General features: G+C 48.0%; 28 protein-coding genes. 19 read left to right on the top strand and 9 right to left on the bottom strand.

What is annotated here, in order from left to right:
• The first annotated feature begins 2 nt into the window (after positions 1 to 2).
• The 6 genes from lysA to CF168_RS18870 all read left to right on the top strand — a co-directional run bounded on the left by lysA (position 3) and on the right by CF168_RS18870 (position 5,172).
• Positions 3 to 1,247 carry a diaminopimelate decarboxylase gene (lysA, locus tag CF168_RS18895; protein ID WP_089068648.1) on the top strand — a complete coding sequence of 415 codons (1,245 nt, stop codon included), beginning with the start codon at positions 3 to 5 and terminating at the stop codon, positions 1,245 to 1,247.
• 70 nt (positions 1,248 to 1,317) lie between these two features.
• Entirely contained in the window at positions 1,318 to 2,145 is an 828-nt protein-coding gene (dapF, locus tag CF168_RS18890) for a diaminopimelate epimerase (protein WP_089068647.1), read from the top strand.
• Positions 2,142 to 2,777 (top strand): DUF484 family protein, encoded by a 636-nt coding sequence (locus CF168_RS18885; protein ID WP_011627404.1) that lies wholly within the window; start codon positions 2,142 to 2,144, stop codon positions 2,775 to 2,777. The genes dapF and CF168_RS18885 overlap by 4 nt, the downstream gene beginning before the upstream one ends.
• A 48-nt stretch (positions 2,778 to 2,825) precedes the next feature.
• A complete protein-coding gene (xerC, locus tag CF168_RS18880) occupies positions 2,826 to 3,725 on the top strand; it encodes a tyrosine recombinase XerC (RefSeq protein ID WP_089068646.1) in 900 nt (299 codons plus the stop codon).
• Positions 3,725 to 4,447 (top strand): HAD-IA family hydrolase, encoded by a 723-nt coding sequence (locus tag CF168_RS18875; RefSeq protein ID WP_011621201.1) that lies wholly within the window; start codon positions 3,725 to 3,727, stop codon positions 4,445 to 4,447. Before xerC ends, CF168_RS18875 begins: the two co-directional genes overlap by 1 nt.
• Before the next feature lie 146 nt (positions 4,448 to 4,593).
• A complete protein-coding gene (locus tag CF168_RS18870; protein ID WP_011621202.1) occupies positions 4,594 to 5,172 on the top strand; it encodes a HupE/UreJ family protein in 579 nt (192 codons plus the stop codon).
• Between the two features lie 12 nt (positions 5,173 to 5,184).
• Here the strand turns inward: CF168_RS18870 and CF168_RS18865 are convergent, their stop codons facing one another.
• Complete coding sequence (locus tag CF168_RS18865) at positions 5,185 to 5,688, bottom strand: AlbA family DNA-binding domain-containing protein (RefSeq protein ID WP_011621203.1); 504 nt, start codon at positions 5,686 to 5,688, stop codon at positions 5,185 to 5,187.
• Between the two features lie 98 nt (positions 5,689 to 5,786).
• Complete coding sequence (ric, locus tag CF168_RS18860) at positions 5,787 to 6,533, bottom strand: iron-sulfur cluster repair di-iron protein (RefSeq protein ID WP_089068645.1); 747 nt, start codon at positions 6,531 to 6,533, stop codon at positions 5,787 to 5,789.
• A 439-nt stretch (positions 6,534 to 6,972) separates the two neighbouring features.
• On the opposite strand from ric, the gene CF168_RS18855 reads away from it, so the two are divergent.
• The 6 genes from CF168_RS18855 (at position 6,973) to CF168_RS18830 (ending at position 12,246) form a co-directional block, all read left to right on the top strand.
• Positions 6,973 to 8,253: a tyrosine-type recombinase/integrase gene (locus CF168_RS18855; protein ID WP_089068644.1), complete on the top strand. Its 1,281-nt coding sequence runs from the start codon at positions 6,973 to 6,975 to the stop codon at positions 8,251 to 8,253.
• Positions 8,246 to 8,863: a hypothetical protein gene (locus tag CF168_RS18850; RefSeq protein ID WP_089068643.1), complete on the top strand. Its 618-nt coding sequence runs from the start codon at positions 8,246 to 8,248 to the stop codon at positions 8,861 to 8,863. The genes CF168_RS18855 and CF168_RS18850 overlap by 8 nt, the downstream gene beginning before the upstream one ends.
• A 95-nt stretch (positions 8,864 to 8,958) precedes the next feature.
• A complete protein-coding gene (locus tag CF168_RS18845) occupies positions 8,959 to 9,147 on the top strand; it encodes a helix-turn-helix transcriptional regulator (protein WP_089068642.1) in 189 nt (62 codons plus the stop codon).
• Positions 9,144 to 9,425: a hypothetical protein gene (locus CF168_RS18840; protein ID WP_089068641.1), complete on the top strand. Its 282-nt coding sequence runs from the start codon at positions 9,144 to 9,146 to the stop codon at positions 9,423 to 9,425. The genes CF168_RS18845 and CF168_RS18840 overlap by 4 nt, the downstream gene beginning before the upstream one ends.
• Before the next feature lie 269 nt (positions 9,426 to 9,694).
• Positions 9,695 to 11,125, top strand: coding sequence for a DUF3987 domain-containing protein (locus CF168_RS18835; protein WP_167373671.1), 1,431 nt, complete (start codon positions 9,695 to 9,697; stop codon positions 11,123 to 11,125).
• A 518-nt stretch (positions 11,126 to 11,643) separates the two neighbouring features.
• Positions 11,644 to 12,246, top strand: a complete 603-nt coding sequence (locus CF168_RS18830) for a hypothetical protein (RefSeq protein WP_089068639.1) — start codon at positions 11,644 to 11,646, stop codon at positions 12,244 to 12,246.
• Between the two features lie 219 nt (positions 12,247 to 12,465).
• On the opposite strand, the gene fis is transcribed toward CF168_RS18830, so the two are convergent.
• From fis to prmA, 3 genes are all read right to left on the bottom strand, one after another.
• The gene (gene fis, locus CF168_RS18825; RefSeq protein ID WP_006083371.1) at positions 12,466 to 12,771 is read right to left on the bottom strand and encodes a DNA-binding transcriptional regulator Fis; all 306 of its coding nucleotides are present in this window, start codon (positions 12,769 to 12,771) and stop codon (positions 12,466 to 12,468) included.
• A gap of 16 nt (positions 12,772 to 12,787) precedes the next feature.
• Positions 12,788 to 13,756, bottom strand: a complete 969-nt coding sequence (dusB, locus tag CF168_RS18820; protein WP_011621205.1) for a tRNA dihydrouridine synthase DusB — start codon at positions 13,754 to 13,756, stop codon at positions 12,788 to 12,790.
• Between the two features lie 174 nt (positions 13,757 to 13,930).
• Entirely contained in the window at positions 13,931 to 14,812 is an 882-nt protein-coding gene (gene prmA / locus CF168_RS18815) for a 50S ribosomal protein L11 methyltransferase (protein ID WP_089068638.1), read from the bottom strand.
• A gap of 442 nt (positions 14,813 to 15,254) precedes the next feature.
• On the opposite strand from prmA, the gene CF168_RS18810 reads away from it, so the two are divergent.
• The 4 genes from CF168_RS18810 to CF168_RS18795 all read left to right on the top strand — a co-directional run bounded on the left by CF168_RS18810 (position 15,255) and on the right by CF168_RS18795 (position 19,657).
• On the top strand, positions 15,255 to 15,980 hold the full coding sequence (locus CF168_RS18810; protein WP_089068637.1) for a fumarate reductase cytochrome b subunit: 726 nt from the start codon (positions 15,255 to 15,257) through the stop codon (positions 15,978 to 15,980).
• Between the two features lie 206 nt (positions 15,981 to 16,186).
• Positions 16,187 to 16,858, top strand: a complete 672-nt coding sequence (locus tag CF168_RS18805; protein ID WP_011621208.1) for a fumarate reductase cytochrome b subunit — start codon at positions 16,187 to 16,189, stop codon at positions 16,856 to 16,858.
• A 61-nt stretch (positions 16,859 to 16,919) separates the two neighbouring features.
• A complete protein-coding gene (locus tag CF168_RS18800) occupies positions 16,920 to 18,926 on the top strand; it encodes a fumarate reductase flavoprotein subunit (protein ID WP_089068636.1) in 2,007 nt (668 codons plus the stop codon).
• Positions 18,926 to 19,657, top strand: coding sequence for a fumarate reductase iron-sulfur subunit (locus tag CF168_RS18795; RefSeq protein ID WP_086903871.1), 732 nt, complete (start codon positions 18,926 to 18,928; stop codon positions 19,655 to 19,657). Before CF168_RS18800 ends, CF168_RS18795 begins: the two co-directional genes overlap by 1 nt.
• Before the next feature lie 60 nt (positions 19,658 to 19,717).
• On the opposite strand, the gene CF168_RS18790 is transcribed toward CF168_RS18795, so the two are convergent.
• Together CF168_RS18790 and CF168_RS18785 are read right to left on the bottom strand one after the other, a co-directional pair.
• Complete coding sequence (locus CF168_RS18790; protein WP_089068635.1) at positions 19,718 to 20,002, bottom strand: putative quinol monooxygenase; 285 nt, start codon at positions 20,000 to 20,002, stop codon at positions 19,718 to 19,720.
• On the bottom strand, positions 19,999 to 21,021 hold the full coding sequence (locus CF168_RS18785) for a zinc-binding alcohol dehydrogenase family protein (protein ID WP_089068634.1): 1,023 nt from the start codon (positions 21,019 to 21,021) through the stop codon (positions 19,999 to 20,001). Before CF168_RS18785 ends, CF168_RS18790 begins: the two co-directional genes overlap by 4 nt.
• Positions 21,022 to 21,140: 119 nt before the next feature.
• Here CF168_RS18785 and CF168_RS18780 point away from each other — a divergent pair, with 119 nt between their 5' ends.
• Complete coding sequence (locus CF168_RS18780) at positions 21,141 to 22,070, top strand: LysR family transcriptional regulator (RefSeq protein ID WP_089068633.1); 930 nt, start codon at positions 21,141 to 21,143, stop codon at positions 22,068 to 22,070.
• Positions 22,071 to 22,256: 186 nt separating this feature from the next.
• On the opposite strand, the gene rho is transcribed toward CF168_RS18780, so the two are convergent.
• Positions 22,257 to 23,522 (bottom strand): transcription termination factor Rho, encoded by a 1,266-nt coding sequence (gene rho / locus CF168_RS18775; RefSeq protein ID WP_011621213.1) that lies wholly within the window; start codon positions 23,520 to 23,522, stop codon positions 22,257 to 22,259.
• A 211-nt stretch (positions 23,523 to 23,733) separates the two neighbouring features.
• A complete protein-coding gene (gene trxA / locus CF168_RS18770; RefSeq protein ID WP_011070766.1) occupies positions 23,734 to 24,060 on the bottom strand; it encodes a thioredoxin TrxA in 327 nt (108 codons plus the stop codon).
• A 152-nt stretch (positions 24,061 to 24,212) separates the two neighbouring features.
• Here trxA and rhlB point away from each other — a divergent pair, with 152 nt between their 5' ends.
• The gene (rhlB, locus tag CF168_RS18765; RefSeq protein ID WP_086903875.1) at positions 24,213 to 25,532 is read left to right on the top strand and encodes an ATP-dependent RNA helicase RhlB; all 1,320 of its coding nucleotides are present in this window, start codon (positions 24,213 to 24,215) and stop codon (positions 25,530 to 25,532) included.
• A complete protein-coding gene (locus tag CF168_RS18760; protein ID WP_089068632.1) occupies positions 25,533 to 26,459 on the top strand; it encodes an exopolyphosphatase in 927 nt (308 codons plus the stop codon).
• Position 26,460 lies beyond the last annotated feature (1 nt).

Below are 26,460 nucleotides of genomic sequence, written 5' to 3'. Positions count from 1 at the left end.
CATTGGATCACTTTCTCTACCAAGACAATACCCTGTACGCCGAAGGCTGTCGGGTCAATGATTTAGCCCAGCAGTATGGCACGCCACTGTATATCTATTCCCGTGCGACGCTCGAACGTCACTGGCATGCGTTTAACAATGCGGTGGCCGACCATCCACATTTAGTGTGTTATGCGGTGAAAGCCAACTCGAACTTAGCCGTGCTAAACGTCTTGGCTCGTTTAGGCAGTGGTTTTGATATTGTCTCGGGCGGTGAGTTAGCGCGGGTGATTGAAGCCGGTGGCGACCCTGCCAAAGTGGTATTTTCGGGCGTGGGTAAAACCGTTGCCGAAATGGAACAGGCACTTAACCTCGGTATTTATTGCTTTAACGTCGAATCGAGCGCCGAGCTTGAGCAGTTAAATCAGGTTGCAGGCCGCTTAGGTAAAGTTGCCCCCGTGTCACTGCGGGTGAATCCCGATGTCGATGCTGGTACGCATCCTTATATTTCAACTGGCCTTAAAGAGAACAAATTTGGTATCGCCATGGATGAGGCCGAAGTCGTATTTGCCCGTGCCCATGCGCTGCCACATTTGCAGGTAAAAGGGGTCGATTGCCACATTGGTTCACAACTGACTGAGATCCAACCTTTCCTCGATGCGATGGACAGAATGTTAGCCCTTATTGACCGTTTGTCCGAGCAAGGCATTGTGATTGAACACTTCGATGTGGGTGGTGGTTTAGGGGTGACCTATGATGATGAAACTCCGCCGCATCCTGATGTTTACGCCGCCGCACTGCTCGCACGTTTAGGCGATCGCAAGCTCAAGTTAATTTTCGAGCCGGGTCGCGCCATTGCCGCTAACGCGGGGATTTTCGTCACTCAGGTGCTGTACCTTAAAGAAAACAGCGATAAACGTTTTGCGATTGTCGACGGCGCGATGAACGACTTAATTCGTCCTGCACTCTATAGCGCTTGGCAAAATATCATTCCGGTAAATCCAAGGGATGAACAAGCGCAAGTATTTGATATCGTAGGGCCAGTGTGTGAAACCGGTGACTTTTTAGGTAAAGACAGACAACTCGCGATTGCGGAGGGGGATTTACTGGTTGTGCGCTCGAGCGGCGCTTACGGTTTTGCCATGGCTTCCAACTATAACACTCGTCCCCGTGCGGCCGAGGTGATGGTCGATGGTGACAAGGCTTATCTGGTGCGTGAGCGAGAAAAATTAGCGCAACTCTGGCAAGGTGAGCAACTCCTGCCGTAAACTAGAAAATTATATTGATTCAGGCGCTTGGCTAGTTAATGGCGGCGCCTAGGCTTAAAGGATAAGTATCTTGATCCAATTCACTAAGATGCACGGACTGGGCAACGATTTTATGGTGGTCGATGGTGTCACGCAGAACGTGTTCTTTTCGCCTGAGCAGATCCGCCGTTTAGCCGACCGTAACTTTGGTGTCGGTTTCGATCAACTTTTACTGGTTGAGCCGCCCTATGATCCCGATTTGGATTTTCACTATCGTATCTTTAATGCCGACGGTGGTGAGGTCGAAAACTGTGGCAATGGCGCCCGTTGTTTTGCGCGCTTTGTTCGTAATAAAGGGCTGACGAATAAGAATAAAATTCGTGTAAGTACCTCTGCGGGTAAGATGACTCTACGCCTCGAACGTGACGGCACTGTCACTGTGAATATGGGCGTGCCAGTGCTCGACCCTAGCCAAATTCCTTTCAAAGCCAAGAAGGCCGAAAAAACCTATCTGCTGCAAACGTCGCAGCAAACGTTTTTATGTGGCGCGGCGTCCATGGGCAACCCCCATTGCGTGCTCGATGTGGAAGATGTTGCTAACGCTAATGTCGCCGAGATTGGTGCACTGCTCACTAAACATGAACGCTTTCCGCGCCGGGTAAACGTCGGCTTTATGCAGGTAGTGAACTCGGGCCATATCAAGCTTAGAGTTTATGAACGCGGTGCGGCCGAAACCTTAGCCTGTGGTACTGGGGCTTGTGCCGCTGTGGTCGTAGGACAAATCCAAGGCAAACTCGATCAACAGGTACGTGTCGACTTGCCGGGTGGCACCTTAACCATCAATTGGGAAGGCGAAGGCAAACCCCTGTGGATGACGGGGCCGGCGCAGCACGTTTACGATGGACAAATTCAGTTATGACCGAGCCTTTGATGCCGCAGACCGATCTTCCCTTCGATGAGTTGATTATTCGCGAGTACCTACTCGATAACCCAGACTTTTTTAATCGTTATCCCGAGCTGTTACTTGCGATGCGTTTACCCCATTCGGAGCGCGGCGCGATTTCCTTAGTCGAGCGTCGTCAAGAGTTACTGCGCCAACGGGTTGGGCAACTCGAAGAAGAAATCACCAGTCTGCTGGCGATGGCAGCGCGCAATGAAAAGATATTCCTCTTTAATACCGAGCTGTCTTTTAAGTTACTCAATTGCGTTAATTTAGAAGCCCTCAAAGAAGTGCTGGCCGATAGTTTAAAGACGCAGTTTAATTTTACCCATGTGCGCCTGATCAGCGTGTTAGATGCCGATGTGGAGATGCAAGCGATTTGGGCTCAGCGTCTGCGCAAGGATTACTACTTTGGCCGGTTAACCCAGCAGGAAGCGAAACGCCTGTTTGGTAGCGAAGTGGGCTCTGTCGCGTTAGTGAAGTTAGCCGATGAGATCCCGATGATTTTTGCCGTTGCTAGCCAAGATGCGGCGCATTTCCATCCCGATATGGACAATATGTTGCTCGAACAATTGCGCCGATTACTCGCACATATGCTGGCCAAGCTTTAAGGTACATGGTTCGCCTTGCCTCAATTGCGTAATGATGAGGAGATGGAGATGACCCCGCAGTGTCAGTCCTATTTGCAGCAGTTTGAAACCTATATGCAGTCTGAGCGCCAGTTATCGGCGCACACGGTTCGCAATTATATGTACGAGTTGCAGCGGGGAAGCGAGTTACTGCCAGAGGGCGTCGATCTGCTCAATGTGAGTCGTGAGCATTGGCAACAGGTGCTTGCTAAGCTGCATCGCAAGGGCTTGAGCCCGCGCTCGCTATCATTGTGGTTGTCGGCCATCAAACAGTGGGGAGAGTTTTTATTGCGCTCAGGCGTGATTGAACTTAATCCTGCCAAGGGGCTGAGCGCGCCCAAACAAGCCAAACCGTTACCGAAGAATATCGACGTCGATTCTATCTCGCATCTGCTTGCGATTGAGGGCAATGATCCGCTGACCTTGCGTGATAAAGCCATTATGGAGCTGTTCTATTCCAGTGGATTGCGCTTGGCTGAACTGGCGGCGCTGGACTTATCCAACGTGCAATACGACCAGCATGAAGTGCGCGTTTTGGGCAAAGGCAACAAAGAGCGCATCGTCCCCGTTGGGCGTTACGCCATAGAGGCCATCAATGCTTGGCTCAAGTGCCGCAAACAAATTTCCTGTGAAGATAATGCATTGTTTGTCACGGAGAAGGGCAAGCGTTTGTCCCATCGCAGTATTCAGGCGCGCATGAGTAAATGGGGTCAGGAGCAGGCGCTTTCTATGCGGGTGCATCCCCATAAGTTACGCCATTCCTTTGCGACGCACATGCTGGAATCCAGTGCCGATTTGCGGGCGGTTCAGGAATTATTGGGTCACGAAAACCTGTCGACCACGCAAATTTATACCAGTTTAGATTTCCAACACTTAGCTAAGGTGTATGATAACGCCCATCCTAGAGCGAAAAAACAACAGGATAAATAATGCGTTGTTATCTTAGACCCCAGAATATTCGTGCGATCAGCTTCGATCTCGACGATACCTTATACGATAACGAGCCTCATATTCTGAATGCCGAAGCTGAGCTAACACAGTTTTTGCATCAGGCTTTTCCGCTGACTCAGGCTTGGCAACCGCAGCAATGGCGACTGCTCAAGCTACAGTTGCTACAGCAAAATCCCGCCCTAGCCCATGACACCTCGGCGGCGCGAATTGCGACTCTGCATAAAGGCCTTTCGCTGCTCGGTTATAGCGAGTCGGAGGCAAAACGGGGCGCACAGGAAGGTTTGGATTGTTTCTATTTCCATCGCAGCCATTTTCAGGTTTCAGACGAAGTCTTGGCGCTGCTCACGCGCTTATCGGCCCATTTTCGGTTGATTGGTATCACCAATGGTAATGTGGACGCACAGCGCATTGGCTTGAGTGAGGTGTTCGAATTTGTGCTTCATCCTGGCAGTGGTGTGCGGATGAAACCAGCTAAAGATATGTTTTCACAGGCCTGCGAAAGGTTAGATATCGGTTTAGACGAACTGCTGCACGTGGGCGATAGTATGAATGCCGATGTTCGCGGTGCGCGCTTAGCGGGGTGTCAGTCGGTCTGGCTGAACCCGAGTTTTGGCCGCGTGGCGTCGCTGCCGATTGCTGCACTGTTACCCCATATGGAAATTGCGACCCTCGATGCTCTGCTGGAGATCTTGCTGCCTTAATTTGGTCTAGGAAAGTTGAGCTAAGTTATCCGCTGAATTAAGCGATAGCTTAAGGTGATAAGGATCAAAGATTGCTTTACGGCTTTGCCGTAGAGTGTTCGATATCTTTCACTCGGTTGTTACGCCATCACTGTCAAGGAACTGCTATGGTGCGTTTAAGTCTGTTGCTCCTCTTGAGTCTATCGTTTATTGCCCCTGCGTCGGCGCACGAAATCCACTCCGGTGGTGGTTTTATGGCGGGCTTTAACCATCCCGTTTTAGGCTTTGACCATCTCCTTGCCATGTTGAGTGTGGGCATGCTCAGTACTCAATTGGGCGGCCGCGCCATTTGGACTGTGCCTTTAGCCTTTGTGTGTTTTATGTTGGTCGGTGGCATTTTAGGCCTGTATGCGATTCCGGTGCCCTTTGTCGAAATTGGCATTGCGCTATCTGTCTTATTGCTTGGGCTAGCGATAGCTTTTGACCGCCAACTTCCGCTGTTGTTTGCCATGGCCTTTGTGGGCGTGTTTGCGATTTTCCACGGCCATGCCCATGGGATGGAAATGCCCGAACTCGCCAGTCCCATACTCTATGCCTTCGGTTTCTTGTTTGGCACTGCGGTCATTCATCTTGGTGGGGTCATGTTAGGATTAGGCATGCAGCGCGTGACGGGCCAGCGCAGCTTAATGCGGGTATCGGGCGTAGCGATTGCCGCTATGGGTGGATATTTACTCGCTGGCTTTTAATGGCTTAATGGCTTAACGCGCCTTGAGTTGCTTAGTGCAATGATGGGCGCGGCGCAGCATTTGCGTGACTTGTCTTCGGCTGGCGTGCATGTCGGCATCCCCCACGCGAAAATAAGTCCCCGCATAAGGATCTGTGCCGATAAACACGGGCTTTAGGTGTTCTGGCGCGAGTGGCACGCGAATCCTTATCAGCTTTTTATTCATAATTTCAATTAGCTGCACATCAGAAATCGCTAGGATATTATGGCTGGTGCGGCTTGGATCATCGAGGATTTCCCAAAACTCCTGCAACACGGGCAGGGGATTCGGAATGCCTTCAATGGTGAAATGACCATGTTCTTCACGTACCCCGAGGATAATCTCGCCACCTAAGGTGTTAGCGAAGGAGCTATAGGTCGCCCAAATATCTTCGGGGAGCTGACCTTGACCATCGCGGCCCCGCGCGAGTTTGAACTCCACTTGGGCGGACTCATGCAGTGAACCAATATCATCGAGTGCGAATGTTGGGTATGTCATGGCGGCGGCTCCTTGCGTAGCACACCACTTTTTGTAACACGCCAAAATAACAAAGGCCAGCAGTTGTGCTGGCCTTTGTTGTGAATCAGCAGTCTGTACTAGGCGAGTTGTAGCGCCTTAGGGAAGAGAATGTTGTTCTCTAAATGGATGTGTCGGTGCAAGTCTGCCTCAAATTCGACCAGAGTCGCGTAACAAACGCGCCATGTGGTGCAGGCGTATTCCGGCGGCGTAAAATCATTGGTTAACTCGTGTAGCTTTTGCAAAATTTGCCCAGCTTCTTCGTGCTCGTATTGCATCGCATTGATGGGGTTGCCTATGTGCCCAAAACAACCTTGCACTTGTTCACCTTGGCTCATGGCGCGGATCGCGGGGAAGAGGATATTTTCTTCCTTCATCAAATGCGGCATTAAGTCTTCAATTAAGGCGCGCACCCAGCCAGCGAAGGGAATAATTTCCGCATAATGCTCACCATGGGCGCGTACCATTTTCTCTGAATATTCGAGCAATAATGGCGCCTTAGCGCGAACGTATTGATGGTGGGTGCGCTCGATATAATCGATCAACTGGTCGAGTGGCAATTGATTGAGTTCATCTTCTTTGGCTCCCGAGTGGGAAACGGCCTCCAATGCGGCGACGACTTGCTCAGGATTGGCCTCTGCTCGCTCGCAGGCATTGGCGAGTGCTCGACCACCCCCGCAGCAGAAATCGATACCAAATTGGCTAAACACGTGGGCGCGGCGAAAATCTTCTGCGACCAATTCCCCCACTTTGCGTTCAAGCCATGGGGTGATTGAGGCTGACAGTGCTTCAACTGGGTTTTCGGATGAGAGATGGGCAGATAACATAGCAACACTCCAAAGCGAGAATAATTTTACATGCATAATATTTGCAGCTTTATATTCGCGCAACAAATCCTGACTAAATTAGTCGGGCATATCACATTTCATGCTGTGAAATATCTCTAGGGGAGTAGCAAAGTGGCCTTAAGGTCAGCGCAATTCAATTACTTTGCTGTGGCGGGGAATTGTCGCTAAGAAAGCAAAAAGGCGAGTCATTGCTGACTCGCCTTTTCAATACAACAGCTTAATCCTTGCGGATTAGTTCATGCCGTAGGATGTCATTCGTTGTTTTTTGGTGTTTTAGTTTAGTCGCATTAGATAATGTAACTTATTTAATATCAACAAATTAGTTTGATTTGTTGTAATGTGTCGTTTCAGTTTGTTTTGGGTTAGACTCTGATATGTGTGTAACTCGGTGTGTAACTCAGGAATGGCTGTTAGCGATATGACTGCGAAAAAGAACATTACCAATACAGTGCTTGATAGCCTTGTAAACAAATCACTAAGCAAGCCTATCAGCCTGAGTGACAGTGGCGGTTTGGCTGTCAGGGCGACTCCTGCCAAGAATGGCAAAGGCAATAATGTACTTTGGATCTTCCGCTACCGTATGGGGGGTCGAGACACACCTCAAAAGACCATCGTGTTTGGTAAGTACCCAGATTTAAAACTGGCAGGCGCTAGGGAAAAGCGAGAACGCTGCAAAGGTTGGATAGCCGAGGCGAAAGATCCTAAAACTCAATTAGAACTCGAACTGAATGAAGCCGTAAAACCGCTAACCGTGGCCGAGGCACTGGATAATTGGATCAATGATTACGCCGCAGCCAAGCGCGTAAATGCCGTCAGGCATAAACAACAGTTTGAACGCTGGCTGGTGCCACAGCTTGGCAGCCTACCATTGGCAGAAATCAAAAAACCGCATTGGATAGCCGCATTTAAAAAACGCTCCCCTAAGTACCCTGTGGCGGCGGGTTATGTCCTAAGAAATTTACAGCAAGCGCTTAAATGGTGTGCCAAATCAGGCCATGAGTTCGACAGATCGGTGTTTGACATTGATCAGGATGATATTGGAGCAAAGCAACAGGCTAAACGGTCGCAACGGCTGGTTGAAGATGATTCATGGCAACGTCTGATTGATCTATTGCGTTGGATCGATGCAGGCAAAATGCAGCCTTATTACAGGCATTTGTTGCAATTGCTTATTGTATTTGGTGCCCGAACGCAGGAATTGCGCTTAGCTAAAACAAGCGAGTTCAACTTTGACACGGCTATTTGGACGGTGCCAGCAGAACACAACAAAACCAAAGATAAAGACCAAGCGCGGGGCGACAGTGGCGAGATAAAGCGGCCAATACCCGACAGTATCAAGCCGTTGCTGGTGGCCTTGTGTGAGGCTAATCAAGGCGGGTATTTACTGGGGGAACTCAAAGAGGCAACCGCAGTATCGGCTTGGGGTGGCAATGTGTGGAAAAAGTTGGGGCATGAGCAAAAATGGAGCTTGCATGATTTGCGCCGTACAGTGGCAACAGGGCTGAATGATTTAGGTGTTGCACCGCATGTGGTAGAGGCTTTATTAGGGCATTCAATTCAGGGAGTGGCAGGCATCTACAACCGCAGTCAATATCTTCCAGAGAAGCGCCAAGCGTTGGAATTATGGACTCAGCGTTTGCAACTATTAACAAGTAATAAAGATAGTAACGTTTTAATTGGGAATTTCGGTCATGGATGAAAATGAAGAGTGGAGACTTTATTGTTTGGAAGCCAATAAAGAGATAAGGGAGTATCGCACTAAACAAATGCGGGATGAATTTGGTTTGCCAGTACTGGTATGTCATCCAAATGATTATTGGGATTCAGAAAAGTTTCGAGAAAAAATGTATTCCATTCATGCGGTTTTGCATAATGGAGATGAGCCGAATCTTGCTGAGATTTGTAGGGAGGGTATTAATGCGAATACTGACCATGAAACGCTAATGGTTGCCGCAGCCATACATAATCAGTTCGAGAATAATGGAAATTACTCCCCAGAAGAGATTCTCAAATGCGCACAATTGATTTTTTATGAGCTAGGTTTTGATGGACTGGCGAGTAAGTTAGAAATTCTAAAAGCGCTGCAACAAATCTCTATGACAGATGTGCAAGCTCAGCAGTTGAAGGGAAAGAGAAAAAAAACAGCATTGTCAGATTTTCATAAAAGGTATCTCAACGAGTACGACAATTGCCGTTCTCATACACCCAATGCTTCTCATAACGAGTTGGTTAAGATAGTCAATCAACAGCTAAATGTGAAACATGATCCTAAGACAATAAAAAATTGGTTATCAAAACTAAACGAATAAACCTTTTGTAAGGTGAGATACCCGTATCTCTCCCAAGCCTTATTTTTCTTGGACATACAATCAGAACCATAGACAAACAAATAGGAGATTCGTCTATGGTTAAGTTTTTAACAGTAAAAGAGATTTGTTCTTCATTAGGCGTTAGTCGCACTTGGCTCTATCTGGCCGAGCGTGACGGACGCTATCCCGCAGGCATTCGCCTTACTCCCCGCTGTGTGCGATTTCGCGCAGATCTGCATGAGCTATTTGTCAATGGTGAATGGCAACAGGAGGGCAATCTATGAATAACCGCATGACTTACGTCCAACAGCGTTTGCTTGAGCATAAGCGCCGCTTTACAGCCAAAGAATTTGCCGGATTATGGGAAATTGCCACCGCTGAATTGGATTACAGGAAGGTAATTGAGGCCGCTGGGCGCATACCCTATGTGCCGTCATTCCGGCAAAAGGTTGAGCCTAAGCTGAATGCGATTGGGTTAACACTTGAATCCAGACCCGCTAATGATGGTTCTAGGCGCAAGTTGTATGCGATTAGGCCAATAAAAGAAAACGCCCCTAGCTAATTGCTAAGGGCATTCCGGAACTTGCTGGTGGACAGTCTCGCCAAAGCATGACCACCAGCAAAACTAAGGGTACCTCCAAATGAGAAATATTAACAGTGTTAGTCCCTGTGCTTGTGTTCAAAACCTTGGGAAATGGGCATGGACAAGTCTTATAAGCAATTTCTTAAGTAGTAGACAAAAGTTGACATTTTATCGACTCGGTAAATGTTTTAGCGCGACTATGAGCAGCGTTCATGTGGGCGATTTTGCAAACGAAAGAGGGGCGTAACATGAACGAACCAAAAGAAGCGTTAAGCCAGTTGGATAAGGGTGAATTAACCGAAATACTGCAAGGCTGCAAATTGGTCGATGTGGCACTAGATATTGGCGCGGTTGTCAAAATGCCAAGAGATACCGCAATTATGACCATGTTAGGCGTGGTGTCTGCCGCCGTGTCCATGTTGTATCGAACAGAATATCAGCATGGAGGCAAGATACCCGTTGGCCTTTATGTTGCCTGTGAACAGCCTCCTAGTACGGGCAAAAGTGGCTTAGTCTCAATGATGCAAGCGCCACTATTTGAAGCCTTAAAAAGCTTTAGAGAAGCTCATATTCCATTTACAGGCTTTCTAACCGATACCACACCCGAAGCGATGGAGAGCACGTTAAGTAACGCTGGTGGGTTATTTATGTTAGCTAGTACAGAGCAAACGCTAATCAACTCATTGTTAGGGCTGAGCTATAAGGAAAATAGCAGTCATAACAATAACAGCCTTATTTTAGAGGGGTACTCTGGGGACTGGCATTCATCGGCTCGCATTACTCGGAAGGGATATGTAGGAAACGTACACGGAGCTATTACTTTGATTAGCCAAAACGGCACTATCGACAAGATCCTATCGAGCAGTAACGGAACGGGCATATCTGAGCGTTTTTTTCTGTTTACTGAGCCAGACATGCTGGGTATGCGAGATCATTTACATGCTCATAAAAGATCACCTGAATTACAAAATGATTATGCCAACGCCATTAAGAAAATTATTGAGCAGGTTATCGTTAACAATGGCTACGATAGGGAGAGGATCGCCCATTCGCTTGATTTGGTGTTAACGGGTGATCCCGCCCAAGATATTGACGTTCAAAAGCAAATTGATGAGCTAGTTGTTCCGCTTAGAAATTTCACAGAATTGGATTGCCTCCATGCTTCCCATTCAAGCTGGGAATACATCAATCAACAAAAAAATGAAGTTGAAAAACTCATGGGGGGCGGCTCAGCTTTTGACTCAAACTTAATGAGAAGTTATGCGGGTAAGTTAGATCAACGGGTGTTAAAAGTCGCCAGCGTGTTGCATGTGATGGAAGCGCTTTTGGCTGATAAGGCAGTAGGCAGCATCATTGGCCACCAATACATTGTTATGGCGGTAAAGCTCGCACGATGGAGCAATAAGCAGGTGTATCATATTGCTACGACTAAAGGCTTTATTGGTAAGCCTGCGGAATATGATGCCATTCTAAATTACATGAGCAAAAAAAATAGACCACTTAGGGAAACCGAGATTAAACAGGGCTGTAAAGGATTAGCTGTATTTAAGGAAAAGCGTGGCGGTGCTGGTAATGCCATTGCTGAGACTCTTAAGGTGATGGCTAAGGACAAAATTTTGATTGTCACATCAGCGATAGGCCAAACTAGTCGCCCTTATAACGTTTATGTCATTCAATAGGGGAAAACCATCCTAATCTTACTAATTTCTAGCAAATACAGGTGTGGTAAGCGTTACAGCTAGGTAGGGGGGAAGCTATTACCTTCCTAATGATCCTAGGTTTTCAATTTAGGTAGATTAGGATTGACTAGGCATGATTCCTTCCTTGCTGAAACCCATAGAGAGCCTAGCTTTACAATGAATTAGTCAGATTAGGCATGTGCGCTACAGAGACTGAAATTCGAATTTATGGAGTCCCTAAAAGGATACCTCATTCGAGTTTCTTTAGTCCCTAAAAGAGACCCATTTGAGTTTCTTTACTCCTTAAAGGGCGTGTGAAGGTAAATTTAATTTCCCTTCTATAAAAAGGAGCAGGGCAAGGTTAAGGTAAGGTTTTAGCTAAGGTTGAGCTAAGGATTTGCCACAGGAAACTGAGGCTATCTTGGCTAAAAACCTGATAAAACCTGACATTTATTGATTGGTCGCGTTAATCAGTTAATAATGAAAATCCTTATAATCATTATGTTAGGGAAAACAGTATGAAAAATTTATTGGTAGGGATATTCGTGTTCTTAACTGTTTGTGGATGCGCTGCCTCGGTTGCAAGTAAATACAACACTTCCACAAAAGTTGATCAGTTTGAAAATCGCACCACAATATCTATGACTGGTGGAGTTATTGACGCTGATTACTTAGGTATCGTGTCTAACCCAGCAGAATTAAACCCATTCGTGATAAAAGACTCTGCAAATAAGATCATCGCTTTGGGTGTGAAATTCTCAATGGAACAGCTTTCAACAGCTGCTAGGGGGTCATGGTTGAATATTGGGAAGGGAAGCACTGCCACATTTCTGTTAAACAATGGCAATGACAAATTAGTGTTGGTTGCCGATGATGGTGTAATTGATTACTCGGTATCATCAGGCCAGAGACAAGTTTACGTCAAAGAATTTGATAATGGTGTGTTTGGCATATCACCAGAACAGCTTAAAAAACTAGCAGATGCGCAGTCAGTCGAGATTAGGGTTAAAGGTTTAAATTCAAGTATTGATTTTCCCCGTAGGCCGAACAACAGCATTGTTAAAGCCTTTCTTCCGAATCTGAATAAATTCTACTATCAAGAAGTCCAACCATATTTGTAACTTTGTTCTGACCCCTCATTTTGCGCTGCATCTCACTAAAGGGTGCAGCAAATTTTCCTATTCCTATCCAACAAATCCCCAAGCTTTAAGGCGAGTTTTTCTAATGCACTTTGAGGCGATGACTTTTGAGTGTGTGTAACTCGGTGTGTAACTAGAAGCAAAAAAGCCAGTCGCAATGACTGGCTTTTTCTTTAAATACAATATGTTACTGATTCAATATCAGTTCATGCCGTATTTCTTTAATTTTTTACGCAGAGTACCACGGTTGATACCTAGCATGTTTGCTGCGCGGGTTTGGTTGCCGCGAGTGTGTTGCATGATGATGTCAAGCAGAGGTGCTTCAACTTCACTTAGCACCATTTCATACACTTCTTGTGCTTCCTGACCGTCCAACTGTGCGAAGAAGTTAGTTACGGCACGCTTAACAGCGTCACGTAATAACTGGGGCTTGATAGTGCCGTTTGCGGTTTCGATTTTGCCAACGGTAAGCTGGTGAACTTCTGTGTTAGTTGTCTGATCAAACATTCTATTCTGCTCTTTATTAATTCTGTACTAATTCATCAAAATAATATTCCACCAGGGAATACTGTTCTGCAGCGGTTTCCAGCTGATTAAAGTCAGCCCGGAACTGGCGCTGATCCTCTTGGTCTAGGTACCATCCAATATGCTTTCTGGCGAAGCGGATACCCTTATATTCACCATACAAATCATAAAGTTTGGTGAGGTGTTCCAGCATCACTTGACGCTGTTCAGCCACCTCAATGGGCGCTAGCTTATTACCCGTATCCAAGTAGTGCTGGATTTCTCTGAAAATCCAAGGCCGTCCTTGAGCACCCCGTCCTATCATCAGAGCATCGACACCGGTATAGTCCAGCACGAAGCGGGCTTTCTCCGGACTGTCGATATCCCCATTCGCGACAACAGGAATCGAGACATTCTGTTTAATTGCTTTGATCGTGTCGTACTCGGCGTCGCCTCTGTACATGCATTGTCTCGTGCGGCCGTGAACGGCGAGCGAGGCGATACCACAATCCTCAGCAATCTGGGCGATTTGAACACCGTTCCTGTGTTCAGGCTCCCAACCTGTGCGAATCTTTAACGTGACAGGCACCTCTACTGCAGCGACCACGGCTTGTAAAATTTCTTTCACTAAGGGTGGATTTTGCATTAGGGCAGAACCTGCCAGCTTTTTATTCACTTTTTTTGCCGGGCATCCCATGTTGATATCAATGATGTGGGCACCTTGTTCGACGTTGAACTGGGCGGCCTGCGCCATTAACTCTGGATCTGCACCTGCAATTTGCACTGAGCGAATACCTTCCTCGCCGGAATGCGTCATACGCTGGCGGCTCTTATCTGTGTCCCAAACTTCAGGATTCGATGAAAGCATCTCCGACACCGCTAAGGCTGCACCATAACGAAGACAGAGATTACGGAAAGCTTGATCGGTGACACCTGCCATTGGTGCCACGATCAGCTGATTCTTCAGTTGATAGGGTCCAATCTGCATTTACTGTTTCACCTTAGCTCTTCAAAGGGGCGCTATAGTAGCCCTTTTTATTGGCCGTGAAAAGGTCAATAAATGACCTAGGAGCAATTTTTTTTCTTGACTTTTTAGCCTTGAGAAGTCATCGACAAAATAAGCCTAAGCCAGTGGTGGCGCATGTTGCGCCACCCTTTAGCGTTATTTGCGCTTACCTGTCAAGCGGCTCCAATCTTCTTTGTGAGCCGCTTCGTCCATGTCGAACCATTGGCTATAGAAGTCAGAGATTTCTTGCGCTTGCTCTTTAAGCAGTCCAGAGAGGGCTAGTTTACCGCCAGATTTGACGCGCTCGGCGATAAGGGGGGCAAGTTCACGCAGTGGGCCTGCGAGAATATTGGCGACTAACACATCGGCCTTAAGATCGGCGGGTTGATCTTCTGGCAGATAAAGTGCCAATTGGTCGGCAACATCATTTCGCTCGGCATTGGCTTTAGAGGCTTCGATGGCTTGATAGTCGATATCGATACCTGTGACCTTTTTTGCGCCCAGTTTCAGCGCTGCCACGGCGAGAATGCCTGAGCCGCAGCCAAAGTCGATCACTTCTTCGTTGCTGAGATCTAAACTATCTAACCACTCTAAACACAGTGCTGTCGTTGGGTGAGTGCCTGTGCCGAAGGCCAGGCCCGGATCTAAGATCACGTTCACTGCGCTCGGATCGGGAACTTCACGCCAGCTTGGGCAAATCCATAGACGTTTACCGAATTGGATTGGGTGGTAGTTATCCATCCACTCGCGAACCCAGTCTTTATCTTCAATTTGCTCGATTTTGTGGCTGAAGTGCTCGTCTAAAAACGGTAGGGTTTTTAGCATCTCGATAGTCGGTGCGAGATCTGTGTCAGCCTCGAACAGGGCAACCACAACGGTATCTTGCCACAGAGGGGTTTCGCCCAGTTTAGGCTCAAAAATCGGGGTGTCTTTACCATCTTCAAAGGTAATAGAAACGGCGCCTTCTTCCATAAGTAAGTCGCTGATGGTTTCAGCATCGTCACTGTTAGTGTTAATGCGAAGTTGGATCCAAGGCATGGGTAAAATCCTGTGGCTAGGTTTAAAAAATATCGCGCTATTGTATACCCAAACTGCGCTAATTTGCAGAATTCGATGGCAATTAAACGTGAGTGATGGTGAGGAGGTGGATTGAGGGATTCGTGCGAACAATCTAGGGGGGTTTGGGTAGTAAACGAGGTTTATTTCAGCATGGACAAGGAGTTAGCTTGTCAGCTTTTGGTTGTACGCAAAATCGAACCGCTCGTTTCGATTTTTAATATAAAGCCATGAAATATAATGGTTAATTGGTTTTACCTTTGTTTGGTTTTTACGACTTTTTTGTGATCCTCTTCTAAGAGTTGACGCTTATCCCGTGAGTTGCCTCACGCTTTAAATCTGTGACACTCAGCCGCGTTTTTTGTTGCTGCTATGGTGTAGTTTGCAAAGAGGCGTCAACAAACCATTAAAGGGTAAAAGCAAGATGACAAGCGTAACGCGCGTTCACACTAGCGTGAAAACACAGGGGATAGGTCACCCTTGGTCGGCTAAGGCCGATAGATTACAGAGCGCGACTGGTATTATGCTGGGCTGCTTTCTGTTGTTACATATGCATTTCGAGTCGAGCATTCTGCTGGGTAAAGAGGCCTTTTACCATGTGGTGCAGTTGCTCGAAGGCGGTATGTTTAGTAGTACGGGCCATGGCTTTCCGATTGTCACTAAACTCTTCTCAGTGTTTATGCTGCTGGTGGTGATTCTACATGCTGCCGTTGCTCTTAGGCGGTTTCCGGCGCAGCTTGGGCAGTGGCGAGCGTTGCGATCACATTTAGGTGGCATTAAACATCGCGATACCCATGCTTGGTTTTGGCAATTAATCACGGGTTTTATTTTGTTTTTCCTAGTGCCTGTCCACCTCTTTACCATGATCTTAAATCCTGAAATTGGTCCACATTTATCGGCCGAGCGCGTCTATCACGATAATGCTTGGTTGCTCTACGCCCTGTTGCTGCCCGCAGTCGTCATCCACGCCATGATTGGTTTATACCGAGTGGCGGTTAAATGGGGCATCACGACCCAGCGCTCCGGCTTACGTAAGCTTGCTAAAGTATTGATTATCTATTTGTTGTGCCTAGGTAGTGCGAGCTTGGTCTCCTATATGTTTATCGGTAGTGAGCTAAGTGTGCCGGTGCAGCCTTACGTGCCCCATTGATTGAAATCCAATTCTGCTGCGTTTATCCCTGATGGATTTGGGCGCAGCAGGATTTTGTTTCGCTGCTAATATTTAAGCATTCGATTAATTATTCGCCTCCTAGTTGATCTAACTCAGGTTTTTTGATGGATTTGTGAGCGATATTAATTTTCGAGGACAACTTATTAAGCAGGGCTCTCAGGAGCCTGCGGCGCGAGGCAAAAGCAATGGCAATCAAACTAAGTATAAAAAAATGGAGTGCGTGGCTGGATTTAAGCCAGAGTTTGTCGGGTGTCATTCTGGCGGTGTTTTTGTGGACCCACTTAGTGCTGGTGTCATCCATTTTATTGGGTGGCGATGCCATGAACTGGGTGGCTCGCACTATGGAGCTGAGTTTTCTCTCCAGTGACGGCCATGGCTATCCCTGGGTGGTGACTTGTATTGCCGTCGGTATTGCCGCCCTTGCATTGGTGCATGTGATTGTTGCACTGCAAAAGTTACCCATGAGTTTGCGCCAGCAAAGAGCGCTAAAACAACAGATGCAAGTGATCAATCACAGTGATACTCGCCTCTGGCGTTGGCAGGCCATTACGGGTGTGGTGATCCTGTTATTGCTGCCGGTGCATCTGTGGCTTATCGGCTCGGCGCCAGAAACCATAGGCCCGCAGGGCAGTGCAGAGCGGATTTGGAACCAAGGCGTGTGGATGGTGTATCTGCCGCTATTGCTGACGGTTGAGTTACATGCTGCTATCGGAATTTACCGCGTAGCACTGAAGTGGGGCGCTGCGCGGGATCTCAATAGTCGCAGCCGTTTACGTAAGATTAAAACCATTGTGAGTATCGCGTTTGTCACTGTAGGGATTGCCTCCTTATTGGCATTTTTACCCCACGCGAGTTAGCGAATATAACAAAAGAGTGTTGTCCTAAAACAATAACAGCAGTACCCGTTAAGGAGCAGGCGTGAAACTGATTTATACCGATTCATTAGTGGTTGGTGCCGGATTGGCTGGCCTGAGGGTGGCCATTGCCTCTAAAGAGCGCGGGTTAGATACCTTAGTGCTATCACTTATCCCCGCTAAACGTTCTCACTCTGCGGCGGCGCAGGGCGGAATGCAGGCAAGCCTTGGTAATGCAGTCAAAGGCATGGGCGATGATGAAGACGTGCACTTTCAAGATACGGTGAAAGGATCGGACTGGGGCTGCGATCAAGAAGTCGCCAGAATGTTTGCCCATTGTGCGCCTAAGGCGGTGCGTGAATTAGCCAACTGGGGCGTGCCTTGGACACGTGTAACCGCAGGCCCGAGGGACGTCATTGTTAACGCACAAAAAGTCACCTTGCAGGAAGCCGAAGAGGCTCACGGTCTGATCAATGCCCGCGACTTTGGGGGTACCAAAAAGTGGCGCACCTGCTACACCGCCGATGGTACCGGTCACTCCTTGCTCTATGCCATGGATAACAAAGCGATTTCGATGGATATTCCTGTCCACGAACGCGTCGAAGCGCTCTCTATTATCCACGACGGTCAACGTTGCCACGGGGTAATTGCCCGCTGTTTAATCACGGGCGAGTTGCGTGCCTATGTCGCGAAATCGACCACTATCGCCACCGGTGGCTATGGCCGCATTTATGAAGTCTCAACCAACGCGATTATCTGCGAGGGGATAGGTCAGGCGCTGGCGCTCGAAACGGGGGTCGCGACCCTTGGCAACATGGAAGCGGTACAGTTCCACCCAACGGCAATTGTGCCCGTGGGGATTTTAACCACAGAAGGTTGCCGCGGTGATGGTGGCTTGCTGCGGGATAAAGACGGTTATCGTTTTATGCCGGACTATGAGCCTGAGAAGAAAGAGTTGGCGTCGCGGGACGTGGTGTCTCGCCGCATGACCGAGCATATGCGTAAAGGTAAGGGCGTCGATAGCCCCTATGGCCCACATTTATGGCTCGATATCACCTTGCTTGGGCGCAAACATATCGAAACCAACCTGCGTGAAGTGCAGGAGATTTGCGAGAATTTCCTCGGGATCGACCCAGCGAAGGATTGGATCCCCGTGCGCCCGACTCAGCATTACTCCATGGGCGGGATCCGCACTAAGGCAACGGGCGAGAGTCCGCAGCTTAAGGGCTTATTCAGCGTGGGTGAAGCGGCCTGTTGGGATATGCATGGCTTTAACCGCTTGGGCGGCAACTCGCTCGCCGAAACCGTAGTTGGTGGCATGATTATTGGCAAATATGTCGCTGATTTTTGTGAAAATAATAGCCTTGAAATCGACACTCAGCTTGCCGAAAAGTTTATGCAACAGGTACAGACTGAAATCGACACCTTAGTCGATGGCGAAGGCCACGAAAGCCCCTTCGAACTTAAGCGCGAAATGCAGCGAATTATGATGGACTACGTGGGGATTTTCCGTAATGGCCCAGAGCTTGATAAAGCGGTAACTGAGCTAAAAGCCCTGCTTGAGCGCTCACGCAAGCTCGGGATTAAGTGCAAGAAACGCCACGCAAACCCAGAGCTAGTAGAAGCTCTAAGGGTGAAGCGCATGCTGAAGGTGGCGCTAACAGTGGCCTGTGGCGCGGCGGCGCGTACCGAAAGCCGTGGTGCCCACGCCCGTGAAGATTATCCGCAGCGTAATGACAGAGATTGGCTTAACCGTACTCTCGCCAGTTGGCCCGATGCCGAGGCGTTGGCCCCCGTTTTAAGCTACGAGCCGCTGGATGTGATGAAGATGGAGCTGCCGCCGGGATATCGGGGTTACGGTATCGACAATGCCATTGCTCACCCCGATACCGCCAAACGCGAGCAGCAAATTGCCGAGATTTTGGCAGGGCTGGGCGACGATGCCGATCGTTATCAACGCCAGGCGGCGCTGATGCCCTTTGAACTGCCGCAGAGCCTGCAAGCTAAAAATGAACGTTTAAGCGATACCTTACAAAGACCATCCGCCAATGCGCTAGGAGAAAAATCATAATGAGCCAAGGTCGCCAGCTAACCTTTAATATTTTTCGTTATGATCCGCAGGAGCCAAACGATAAGCCGAAGATGGTGCGTTATCATCTCACCGAAACGCCGGGCATGACGGTATTCATCGCCCTCAATAAGCTAAGGGAAGAGCAAGATACGTCGTTGCAGTTTGACTTTGTCTGTCGGGCGGGGATTTGCGGCAGTTGCGCCATGGTGATCAACGGCTTCCCGACTTTGGCATGCCGAACGCTCACCGCCAAATATCCCAAAGGTGAAATCACTCTGATGCCATTACCGGGCTTTGAATTGATTGGTGATTTATCGGTTAACACGGGTAAGTTTATGCGCGAACTCGCCGAGCGTTTAAAGCTGTGGTTACACCCTAAAGCGAATGATATTAGTATCCATCGCCTTGAGGAGCCGATGGCGCCGGAGGAAGCAGCGCGGCTCTATGAGTTAGAGCGCTGCGTCGAGTGTGGGGTTTGTGTGTCTGCCTGTGCCACTAAACAAATGCGTGAAACCTTTGTCGGCGCTGTGGGGATGATGAAAATCGCCCGCTTTGAACTCGATAGTCGCGATGCGCGCACGGCTGAAGATTTTTACCATGTGATTGGTAATCAGGACGGCGTATTTGGTTGTATGACCTTGCTCGGCTGCCAAGACAATTGTCCGAAGGATTTGCCCCATATGCAGCAGATTGCCTATCTGCGCCGCAAAATGGCGATGACCTTAGTGTAATTCTGTGAGCTGTTTGATTAAAAAAGTAAAGCGCCTTTTTAGGCGCTTTACTTTTGGTCGTTAACAGGCATAGGTCTTATGAATATCAACCTGCTTAACGAGTTCTTCTGATGCTGTTACAAAAGCACTAAAGTGTGGACTTGCCATATGTGCCTCCAGGGCTGCTTGAGATTGCCACACTTCATACATCCAAAACTGATTAGCATCATCTAAGGCATTGTGAAGCGTATATTCAATGCAGCCAGCCTCTGTGTGGGTGTCCCTCACTAACTGTTTGAGCAAGTTAAACAGCGAATCTGTTTGGCCAGGATGTGCTTGGATTTGCGCAAAAACCGTCACTTTCATTGGCTAAATCCTTCCAACACAATTTTACCTATGGCCTTACCCGACTCAATTTGTGCATGCGCTTTAAGCAAGTTTTGTGCATTGATAGTGCCGTAATGCTCACCAAAAGTACTTTGCACTGTGCCTGCATCAATCAGCTCGGCGATACGGTTGAGCAAATGGTGCTGGGCAATCATATCTTCAGTTTGATACAGGCTGCGGGTAAACATAAGTTCCCAATGTAGCGACAGGCTTTTACGTTTAAGCTTCATCACATCCAGTGGACCGACTGGATCATCAATTAGCGCCAGTTTTCCTTGGGGTCTAAGCACTTTTACGATTTCGTCAAAGTGCTTATCGGTTTGGGTTAGGCTAATCACATGGGTAACGTCGGCAATACCCAACTGCGTTAGCTCCTCCGAGAGCGGCTTGTTGTGATTTATGACCGCATCGGCACCCAAGTTTTTAACCCAAGTTGCGGATTCAGGACGTGATGCAGTGCCAATCACCTCGGCGCCAGTTAGCTTGACCGCAAGTTGAGTGATGATAGAACCTACGCCGCCAGCGGCACCGATAATCAGAATACGTGCATCCGTGGCTGAGCCGTCCTGCGGTAGACCTAAACGGTCAAACAGCAATTCCCAAGCCGTGATACTGGTTAAGGGGAGCGCTGCTGCTTGTGCATTGCTTAGGGTTTGAGGTTTACGGCCCACGATACGCTCATCGACTAACTGATATTCGGCATAGCTGCCGCTGCGGCTAATATCGCCGGCGTACCAGACCTCATCACCTACTTTAAACAGGCTCACCTTGTCCCCCACGGCTTTAACGACTCCGACCGCGTCCCAGCCGAGGATTTTATATTCCCCTGCGGTTGCAGAGCTGGATGCGCGGATTTTGGTATCAACAGGATTAACGGATATGGCTTTCACCTCGACCAACAGGTCAAAACCCTGTGGTGTGGGTTCGGCTAGTGTAATGTTTTTTAATGCATTTGGAGCGTCGATTGCCCCTGCGGCTTGATAACCTATGGCTCTCATATTTATTCCTCACTGGCGACTCGTGTCTGTCACTTGTCATTGAATGCCATTGTGTGAAATATTAATTCCTAGATAAACGGGGTAAAGTTTGTAATTTTTTCAAAGGAAATTTGATAATCATGCTGCTGAATGATCTCGCATTATTTGTTCGCGTTGCCGATTGCGGCAGTATTTCTGCGGCGGCAGCCGAGATGGAACTCTCAGCAGCATCGGCGAGTGCTGCGATTAAACGCCTTGAAAAACAACTTGATACTAGTTTGTTTGTGCGTACGACTCGAAGTCTGAGATTAACCGCTCAAGGTGAGCGCTATCTTATCCATTGCCGGCGTGCCTTAAGTGATCTCGCCCTCGGAGAGCAGGCGATCGCCAGCGATAAAGGCAAGGTCTCTGGCACCTTAAGCCTGTCGGTTTCATCCGATTTTGGGCGCAACTTATTCGTCCCTTGGCTCGATGACTTCCTCCTTGATTTTCCACAGCTGCAGGTACGGCTGCATTTGGGCGACAATATCAGCAGCTTTTACCACGACAAAATTGATGTGGCGGTGCGTTACGGCAAGCCGCAGGATTCTAATCAGGTCGCCTTCCCGATTTGTACTGCGGACAGAGTGTTATGTGCCTCGCCTGAATATCTTGCCAAATTTGGCAAGCCTGAAACCTTAGAGCAACTCACGCAACATAATTGCTTGTTTTATAAATTAGATGAGAGAACGCACGACCAATGGCAATTTGAGCGTGATGGTCAGGAATATAAAATCCGCGTGACGGGCAATCGCAGCGCTAACGATGCGGAAATTGCGCGCCGCTGGGCGGTGGCTGGTAAGGGCTTAGTGTTTAAGTCGAGCTTAGATCTGGCGGAGGATATTATGGCAGGGCTTCTTGTGCCCTTGCTGCCCGAATATCGGGGCGAGCCGGTTAATTTATACTTAGTCTGTCCTGGGCGCGAGCATGTCACTCCCGTGGTGCTGCTGCTTCGTGAAATGCTTAGGCAACAGACTCAAACCTTAAGCCGCGCCTTGGCGACGTACCTCAAAACTGAAACGCAGTTTTAATAACCATTGAATGCGGTAATCTAGGATAACTCGCTTAGTCTTGGTGAGTCGACTGTGTGTGCTATTCCTCGCTCCTCGCGGAAGATGATCCATCGTTCTGCGATTCAATAGGGTGAAATGCCTAACTTAGGCGCAATAAAAAGCCGCATTAAGCGGCTTTTTTGGAAGATTGACCCTAATCTAGGATTAAGACTTAGCGCGTTTCATCGCGGTGAAGAATTCTTCGTTGGTCTTAGTCATCGCCAGTTTGTCGATCAGGAATTCCATTGCGCTGACTTCATCCATTGGATTTAAGATCTTACGCAGGATCCACATCTTTTGCAGCTCATCAGGCGTAGTCAGTTTTTCTTCGCGACGAGTACCACTGCGGTTGAAGTCAATCGCAGGGAAGACGCGTTTTTCAGCGGCCTTGCGTGACAGATGCAATTCTTGGTTACCTGTACCTTTGAACTCTTCGTAAATCACTTCGTCCATTTTCGAGCCGGTATCAACCAGAGCGGTAGCAATAATGGTTAAGCTGCCGCCGTTTTCGATGTTACGAGCCGCACCGAAGAAGCGCTTAGGACGGTGTAGGGCGTTTGCGTCCACACCACCGGTTAACACTTTGCCCGATGATGGGATAACGGTGTTATAGGCGCGAGCCAAGCGGGTAATAGAGTCGAGTAGGATCACAACGTCTTTCTTGTGCTCAACTAAACGCTTGGCTTTTTCAATGACCATTTCAGCCACTTGCACGTGACGGCTGGCTGGTTCGTCGAAGGTTGATGCAATCACTTCGCCTTGAACTAGGCGTTGCATCTCGGTCACTTCTTCAGGACGTTCATCGATCAGCAGTACCATCAACACCACTTCAGGGTTGTTGTAGGTGATTGACTGAGCAATATTTTGCAGTAATAAGGTTTTACCCGCTTTTGGTGGCGCGACGATCAGACCGCGTTGACCCTTACCGATAGGAGAGCATAAATCCAGAATACGGGCTGTGATGTCTTCAGTAGAGCCATTACCACGCTCCATACGCATACGTTCTTCTGCGTGGAGTGGGGTTAAGTTTTCAAAGAGGATTTTGTTGCGAGAGTTTTCAGGTTTATCGAAGTTAACTTCGTTAACTTTTAGCAGGGCAAAATAACGTTCACCTTCTTTTGGTGGGCGAATTTTGCCAAAAATGGTGTCGCCCGTTCGCATGTTAAAGCGGCGAATTTGGCTTGGTGATACATAAATATCATCCGGGCCAGCTAAGTAAGATCCATCTGCACTACGTAAGAAACCGAATCCGTCTTGGAGGATTTCTAATACACCGCCACCGAAAATGTCTTCGCCGCTTTTGGCGTGGGCTTTAAGAATAGAGAAAATAATGTCCTGCTTGCGAGCGCGGGCCATATTTTCGAGTTTCATGTTTTCGGCTAGCGAGACTAGGTCGGATATCGGCGTGTCTTTTAATTCAGTTAAGTTCATGTTGGGGATCTTGTGTTACGCGACAAAGCTTACCGCAATCAATCAGTAAAGTTTGTGATTCAGGATAGTGATTGACGAGCGAGAAGTGGTTTAGTTAGAAAGAATCTGGTTATTAAAGTAGCACTAACAAAGCGGGGCGTCCAGAAATTTAGGGGGATTCCGGCACAATTAATTAAAGCTTGTGCCGGAGGTCACTCATAGCGACAACAAATTAGATTTGTGCGTCGATGAACTCTTTTAATTGAGTTTTAGACAGTGCGCCAACTTTAGTCGCCGCTAATTCACCGTTCTTGAATAACAGTAAAGTTGGGATACCACGAACGCCATATTTCGCTGGAGAAACGTTGTTTTGGTCAACGTTTAATTTAGCGATAGTCACACGACCTGCGTACTCTTCGGCAACGTCGTCAAGAATTGGAGCGATCATTTTACATGGACCACACCATTCAGCCCAGAAGTCTACCAATACTGGTAAATCGGCCTTTAATACGTCGTTTTCGAAGCTGTCGTCGCTCAGGTATATAATTTTATCGCTCATGATGTTCTCCAGTTTGGTTGCCATTGCTGGTTTGTTAATGGCTTACCATGTATATTGGGGCTGAAAAATAGCTTTTCAAGTTACCTTTTTACAATGTGGCTATTTCAAACGATCGAGTATCTTATTGCAACCCCAAATGGTATGCTTGCGCTATGAGCCAAACACATTTATCTAATCAAAAATTTGCCGACCTTCCTCTACATCCAGAGGTTAAACAGGCACTTGCCGAAAACGGCTTTGAATTTTGTACGCCGATCCAGGCGTTATCATTACCCGTATTACTTCAATCAAAAGATATCGCCGGCCAAGCCCAAACGGGTACGGGTAAGACAATGGCGTTTTTGGTTGCCACATTTAACCATTTATTATCGACACCAGTCCCTGAGAACCGTCAGCTAAATCAGCCGCGCGCCATCATTATGGCTCCTACCCGTGAGCTGGCGATTCAAATCGCCAAAGACGCAATTCTCCTAGCCAAACACAGCCACTTAAAAGTCGGCATTGTCTATGGCGGTGAAAGCTATGATGTACAGCGCAAGACGCTCGACCAAGGTGTAGATATTCTGATTGGTACGACCGGGCGCATCATTGATTATGTTCGTCAAGGCATTATCAATCTCGGCGGTATTCAAGCTGTCGTGTTAGATGAAGCCGATCGCATGTTCGATCTCGGTTTTATCAAGGATATTCGTTTCCTATTCCGACGTATGCCCAGTGCCGATCAGCGTCTGAATATGCTGTTTTCGGCGACACTTTCGATGAAAGTGCAAGAACTCGCCTACGATCATATGAATGATCCTGTGAAAGTCGAAATCGCCCCCGAAGAAAAAACCTCCAAGAACATCAAAGAAGAAATTTTCTATCCTTCCCAAGAAGATAAAATGCGTTTGCTGCTGACGCTGATTGAAGAGGATTGGCCAGAGAAAGCCATTGTTTTTTCAAACACTAAACACAGCTGTGAAAACCTATGGTCTTGGCTTGAAGGGGATGGCCACCGTGTAGGTTTGCTGACAGGTGATGTGCCGCAGAAGAAGCGTATTCGCATTCTCGAGCAATTCACTCAAGGCCAATTGGATATTCTGGTCGCGACCGACGTTGCGGCGCGCGGACTGCATATCTCCGATGTTTCCCACGTCTACAATTATGATTTACCTGATGATTGTGAAGATTACGTTCATCGTATTGGTCGTACTGGGCGTGCGGGTAACAAAGGTGTATCGGTCAGTTTTGCCTGTGAAGAATACGCTCTGAATTTGCCTGCGATTGAAACCTACATCAATCACTCTATTCCTGTGAGTAATTATGACCGTGATGCCTTGCTGGAAGATATTCCGCCGCCAGTCAAAATTCATCGCAAGCACCCTGCGGGAGCACGTAATTTACGCGAACGCTCAGGTGCAGGGCGACCACAAGGTGCCCATCGTAGTGGTGGACGTCCACCTCGCCATGACAGGACGCGTAGACAGCCTTAAATGCCAACACCCGCTTATGCCGCCATTACTTTAGGCTCTAATAGCTTTAATATGCTGATCGCTAAGACAAAAGGCGGTCAGCCACAGATTATTGCTAAATACAAACGTAAAGTAAGGTTAGCCGAAGGCATTGGCGAAGATGGTCATTTAACCGCAGAAGTGATGCAGCGTGGCCTAGATTGTCTAGCGATGTTTGCCCAGATGTTAGCGCTGCATAAAATCCATCCTAATCATGTCGCTGTGATTGCCACCGCGACACTGCGCTGTATCCATAATGCCGATGAGTTTAATCAGAAGGCGATTCCGCTTTTGGGTCATCCGATTGAGATTATCTCAGGTATGCGTGAAGCTGAGCTGATTTATCAAGGTATGGTGGCGACTACTTGCGGCCAAGGTCGACGTTTAGTGATCGATATTGGTGGCGCCAGTACCGAGTTTATTATTGGTGATGGCCACCAAGTTCAGTTTAAGACCAGCTTACCCATGGGTAGCGTGACCTTTAACCGTCGCTTCTTTAACAATGCCCCGTTGCAAGAGCTCGATTTTGACGATGCCAAGCAGGAAGTGTTGGAAGTATTAGGTGAACATAGGCAAAGGTTAAAAGACTTAGGATGGCACTGTGTGGTGGGGGCTTCTGGCGCGGTGCAATCTGTGGTCGAAGTCTTAATGCACCGTAAGCAGTCTGAAATCATTACCTTAGCTGTGCTGAATCAGCTTAAAGCGGAAATCCTTGCTGAAGAACATGCCAGCCTTATGGGGATTATCGGCCTAAGTGCCGAACGCGCACCGACATTTGCCGCTGGAGTGGCGATTTTACTCGCGCTCTTTGAATTCTTGGGCATTGAACATTTGTCACTATCGGGCGGCGCACTGCGTGAGGGCGTGTTAGTGATGCTGGCACAGCGAATTTTAGAAGAAGCGATTTAAC

This window comes from Shewanella bicestrii (genome assembly GCF_002216875.1).
Taxonomy (GTDB): domain Bacteria; phylum Pseudomonadota; class Gammaproteobacteria; order Enterobacterales; family Shewanellaceae; genus Shewanella; species Shewanella seohaensis.
Note: the sequence above shows the minus strand (reverse complement) of the source record. Positions and strands in the feature narration are given on the sequence as shown.

Coding starts and splice junctions, on each gene's coding strand:
- CF168_RS18885 (WP_011627404.1), top strand. CDS start 2,142: ATGACCGAGCCTTTGATGCCGCAGACCGATCTTCCCTTCGATGAGTTG.
- xerC (WP_089068646.1), top strand. CDS start 2,826: ATGACCCCGCAGTGTCAGTCCTATTTGCAGCAGTTTGAAACCTATATG.
- CF168_RS18875 (WP_011621201.1), top strand. CDS start 3,725: ATGCGTTGTTATCTTAGACCCCAGAATATTCGTGCGATCAGCTTCGAT.
- CF168_RS18870 (WP_011621202.1), top strand. CDS start 4,594: ATGGTGCGTTTAAGTCTGTTGCTCCTCTTGAGTCTATCGTTTATTGCC.
- CF168_RS18865 (WP_011621203.1), bottom strand. CDS start 5,688: ATGACATACCCAACATTCGCACTCGATGATATTGGTTCACTGCATGAG.
- ric (WP_089068645.1), bottom strand. CDS start 6,533: ATGTTATCTGCCCATCTCTCATCCGAAAACCCAGTTGAAGCACTGTCA.
- CF168_RS18855 (WP_089068644.1), top strand. CDS start 6,973: ATGACTGCGAAAAAGAACATTACCAATACAGTGCTTGATAGCCTTGTA.
- CF168_RS18850 (WP_089068643.1), top strand. CDS start 8,246: ATGGATGAAAATGAAGAGTGGAGACTTTATTGTTTGGAAGCCAATAAA.
- CF168_RS18845 (WP_089068642.1), top strand. CDS start 8,959: ATGGTTAAGTTTTTAACAGTAAAAGAGATTTGTTCTTCATTAGGCGTT.
- CF168_RS18840 (WP_089068641.1), top strand. CDS start 9,144: ATGAATAACCGCATGACTTACGTCCAACAGCGTTTGCTTGAGCATAAG.
- CF168_RS18835 (WP_167373671.1), top strand. CDS start 9,695: ATGAACGAACCAAAAGAAGCGTTAAGCCAGTTGGATAAGGGTGAATTA.
- CF168_RS18830 (WP_089068639.1), top strand. CDS start 11,644: ATGAAAAATTTATTGGTAGGGATATTCGTGTTCTTAACTGTTTGTGGA.
- fis (WP_006083371.1), bottom strand. CDS start 12,771: ATGTTTGATCAGACAACTAACACAGAAGTTCACCAGCTTACCGTTGGC.
- dusB (WP_011621205.1), bottom strand. CDS start 13,756: ATGCAGATTGGACCCTATCAACTGAAGAATCAGCTGATCGTGGCACCA.
- prmA (WP_089068638.1), bottom strand. CDS start 14,812: ATGCCTTGGATCCAACTTCGCATTAACACTAACAGTGACGATGCTGAA.
- CF168_RS18810 (WP_089068637.1), top strand. CDS start 15,255: ATGACAAGCGTAACGCGCGTTCACACTAGCGTGAAAACACAGGGGATA.
- CF168_RS18805 (WP_011621208.1), top strand. CDS start 16,187: ATGGCAATCAAACTAAGTATAAAAAAATGGAGTGCGTGGCTGGATTTA.
- CF168_RS18795 (WP_086903871.1), top strand. CDS start 18,926: ATGAGCCAAGGTCGCCAGCTAACCTTTAATATTTTTCGTTATGATCCG.
- CF168_RS18790 (WP_089068635.1), bottom strand. CDS start 20,002: ATGAAAGTGACGGTTTTTGCGCAAATCCAAGCACATCCTGGCCAAACA.
- CF168_RS18785 (WP_089068634.1), bottom strand. CDS start 21,021: ATGAGAGCCATAGGTTATCAAGCCGCAGGGGCAATCGACGCTCCAAAT.
- CF168_RS18780 (WP_089068633.1), top strand. CDS start 21,141: ATGCTGCTGAATGATCTCGCATTATTTGTTCGCGTTGCCGATTGCGGC.
- rho (WP_011621213.1), bottom strand. CDS start 23,522: ATGAACTTAACTGAATTAAAAGACACGCCGATATCCGACCTAGTCTCG.
- trxA (WP_011070766.1), bottom strand. CDS start 24,060: ATGAGCGATAAAATTATATACCTGAGCGACGACAGCTTCGAAAACGAC.
- rhlB (WP_086903875.1), top strand. CDS start 24,213: ATGAGCCAAACACATTTATCTAATCAAAAATTTGCCGACCTTCCTCTA.
- CF168_RS18760 (WP_089068632.1), top strand. CDS start 25,533: ATGCCAACACCCGCTTATGCCGCCATTACTTTAGGCTCTAATAGCTTT.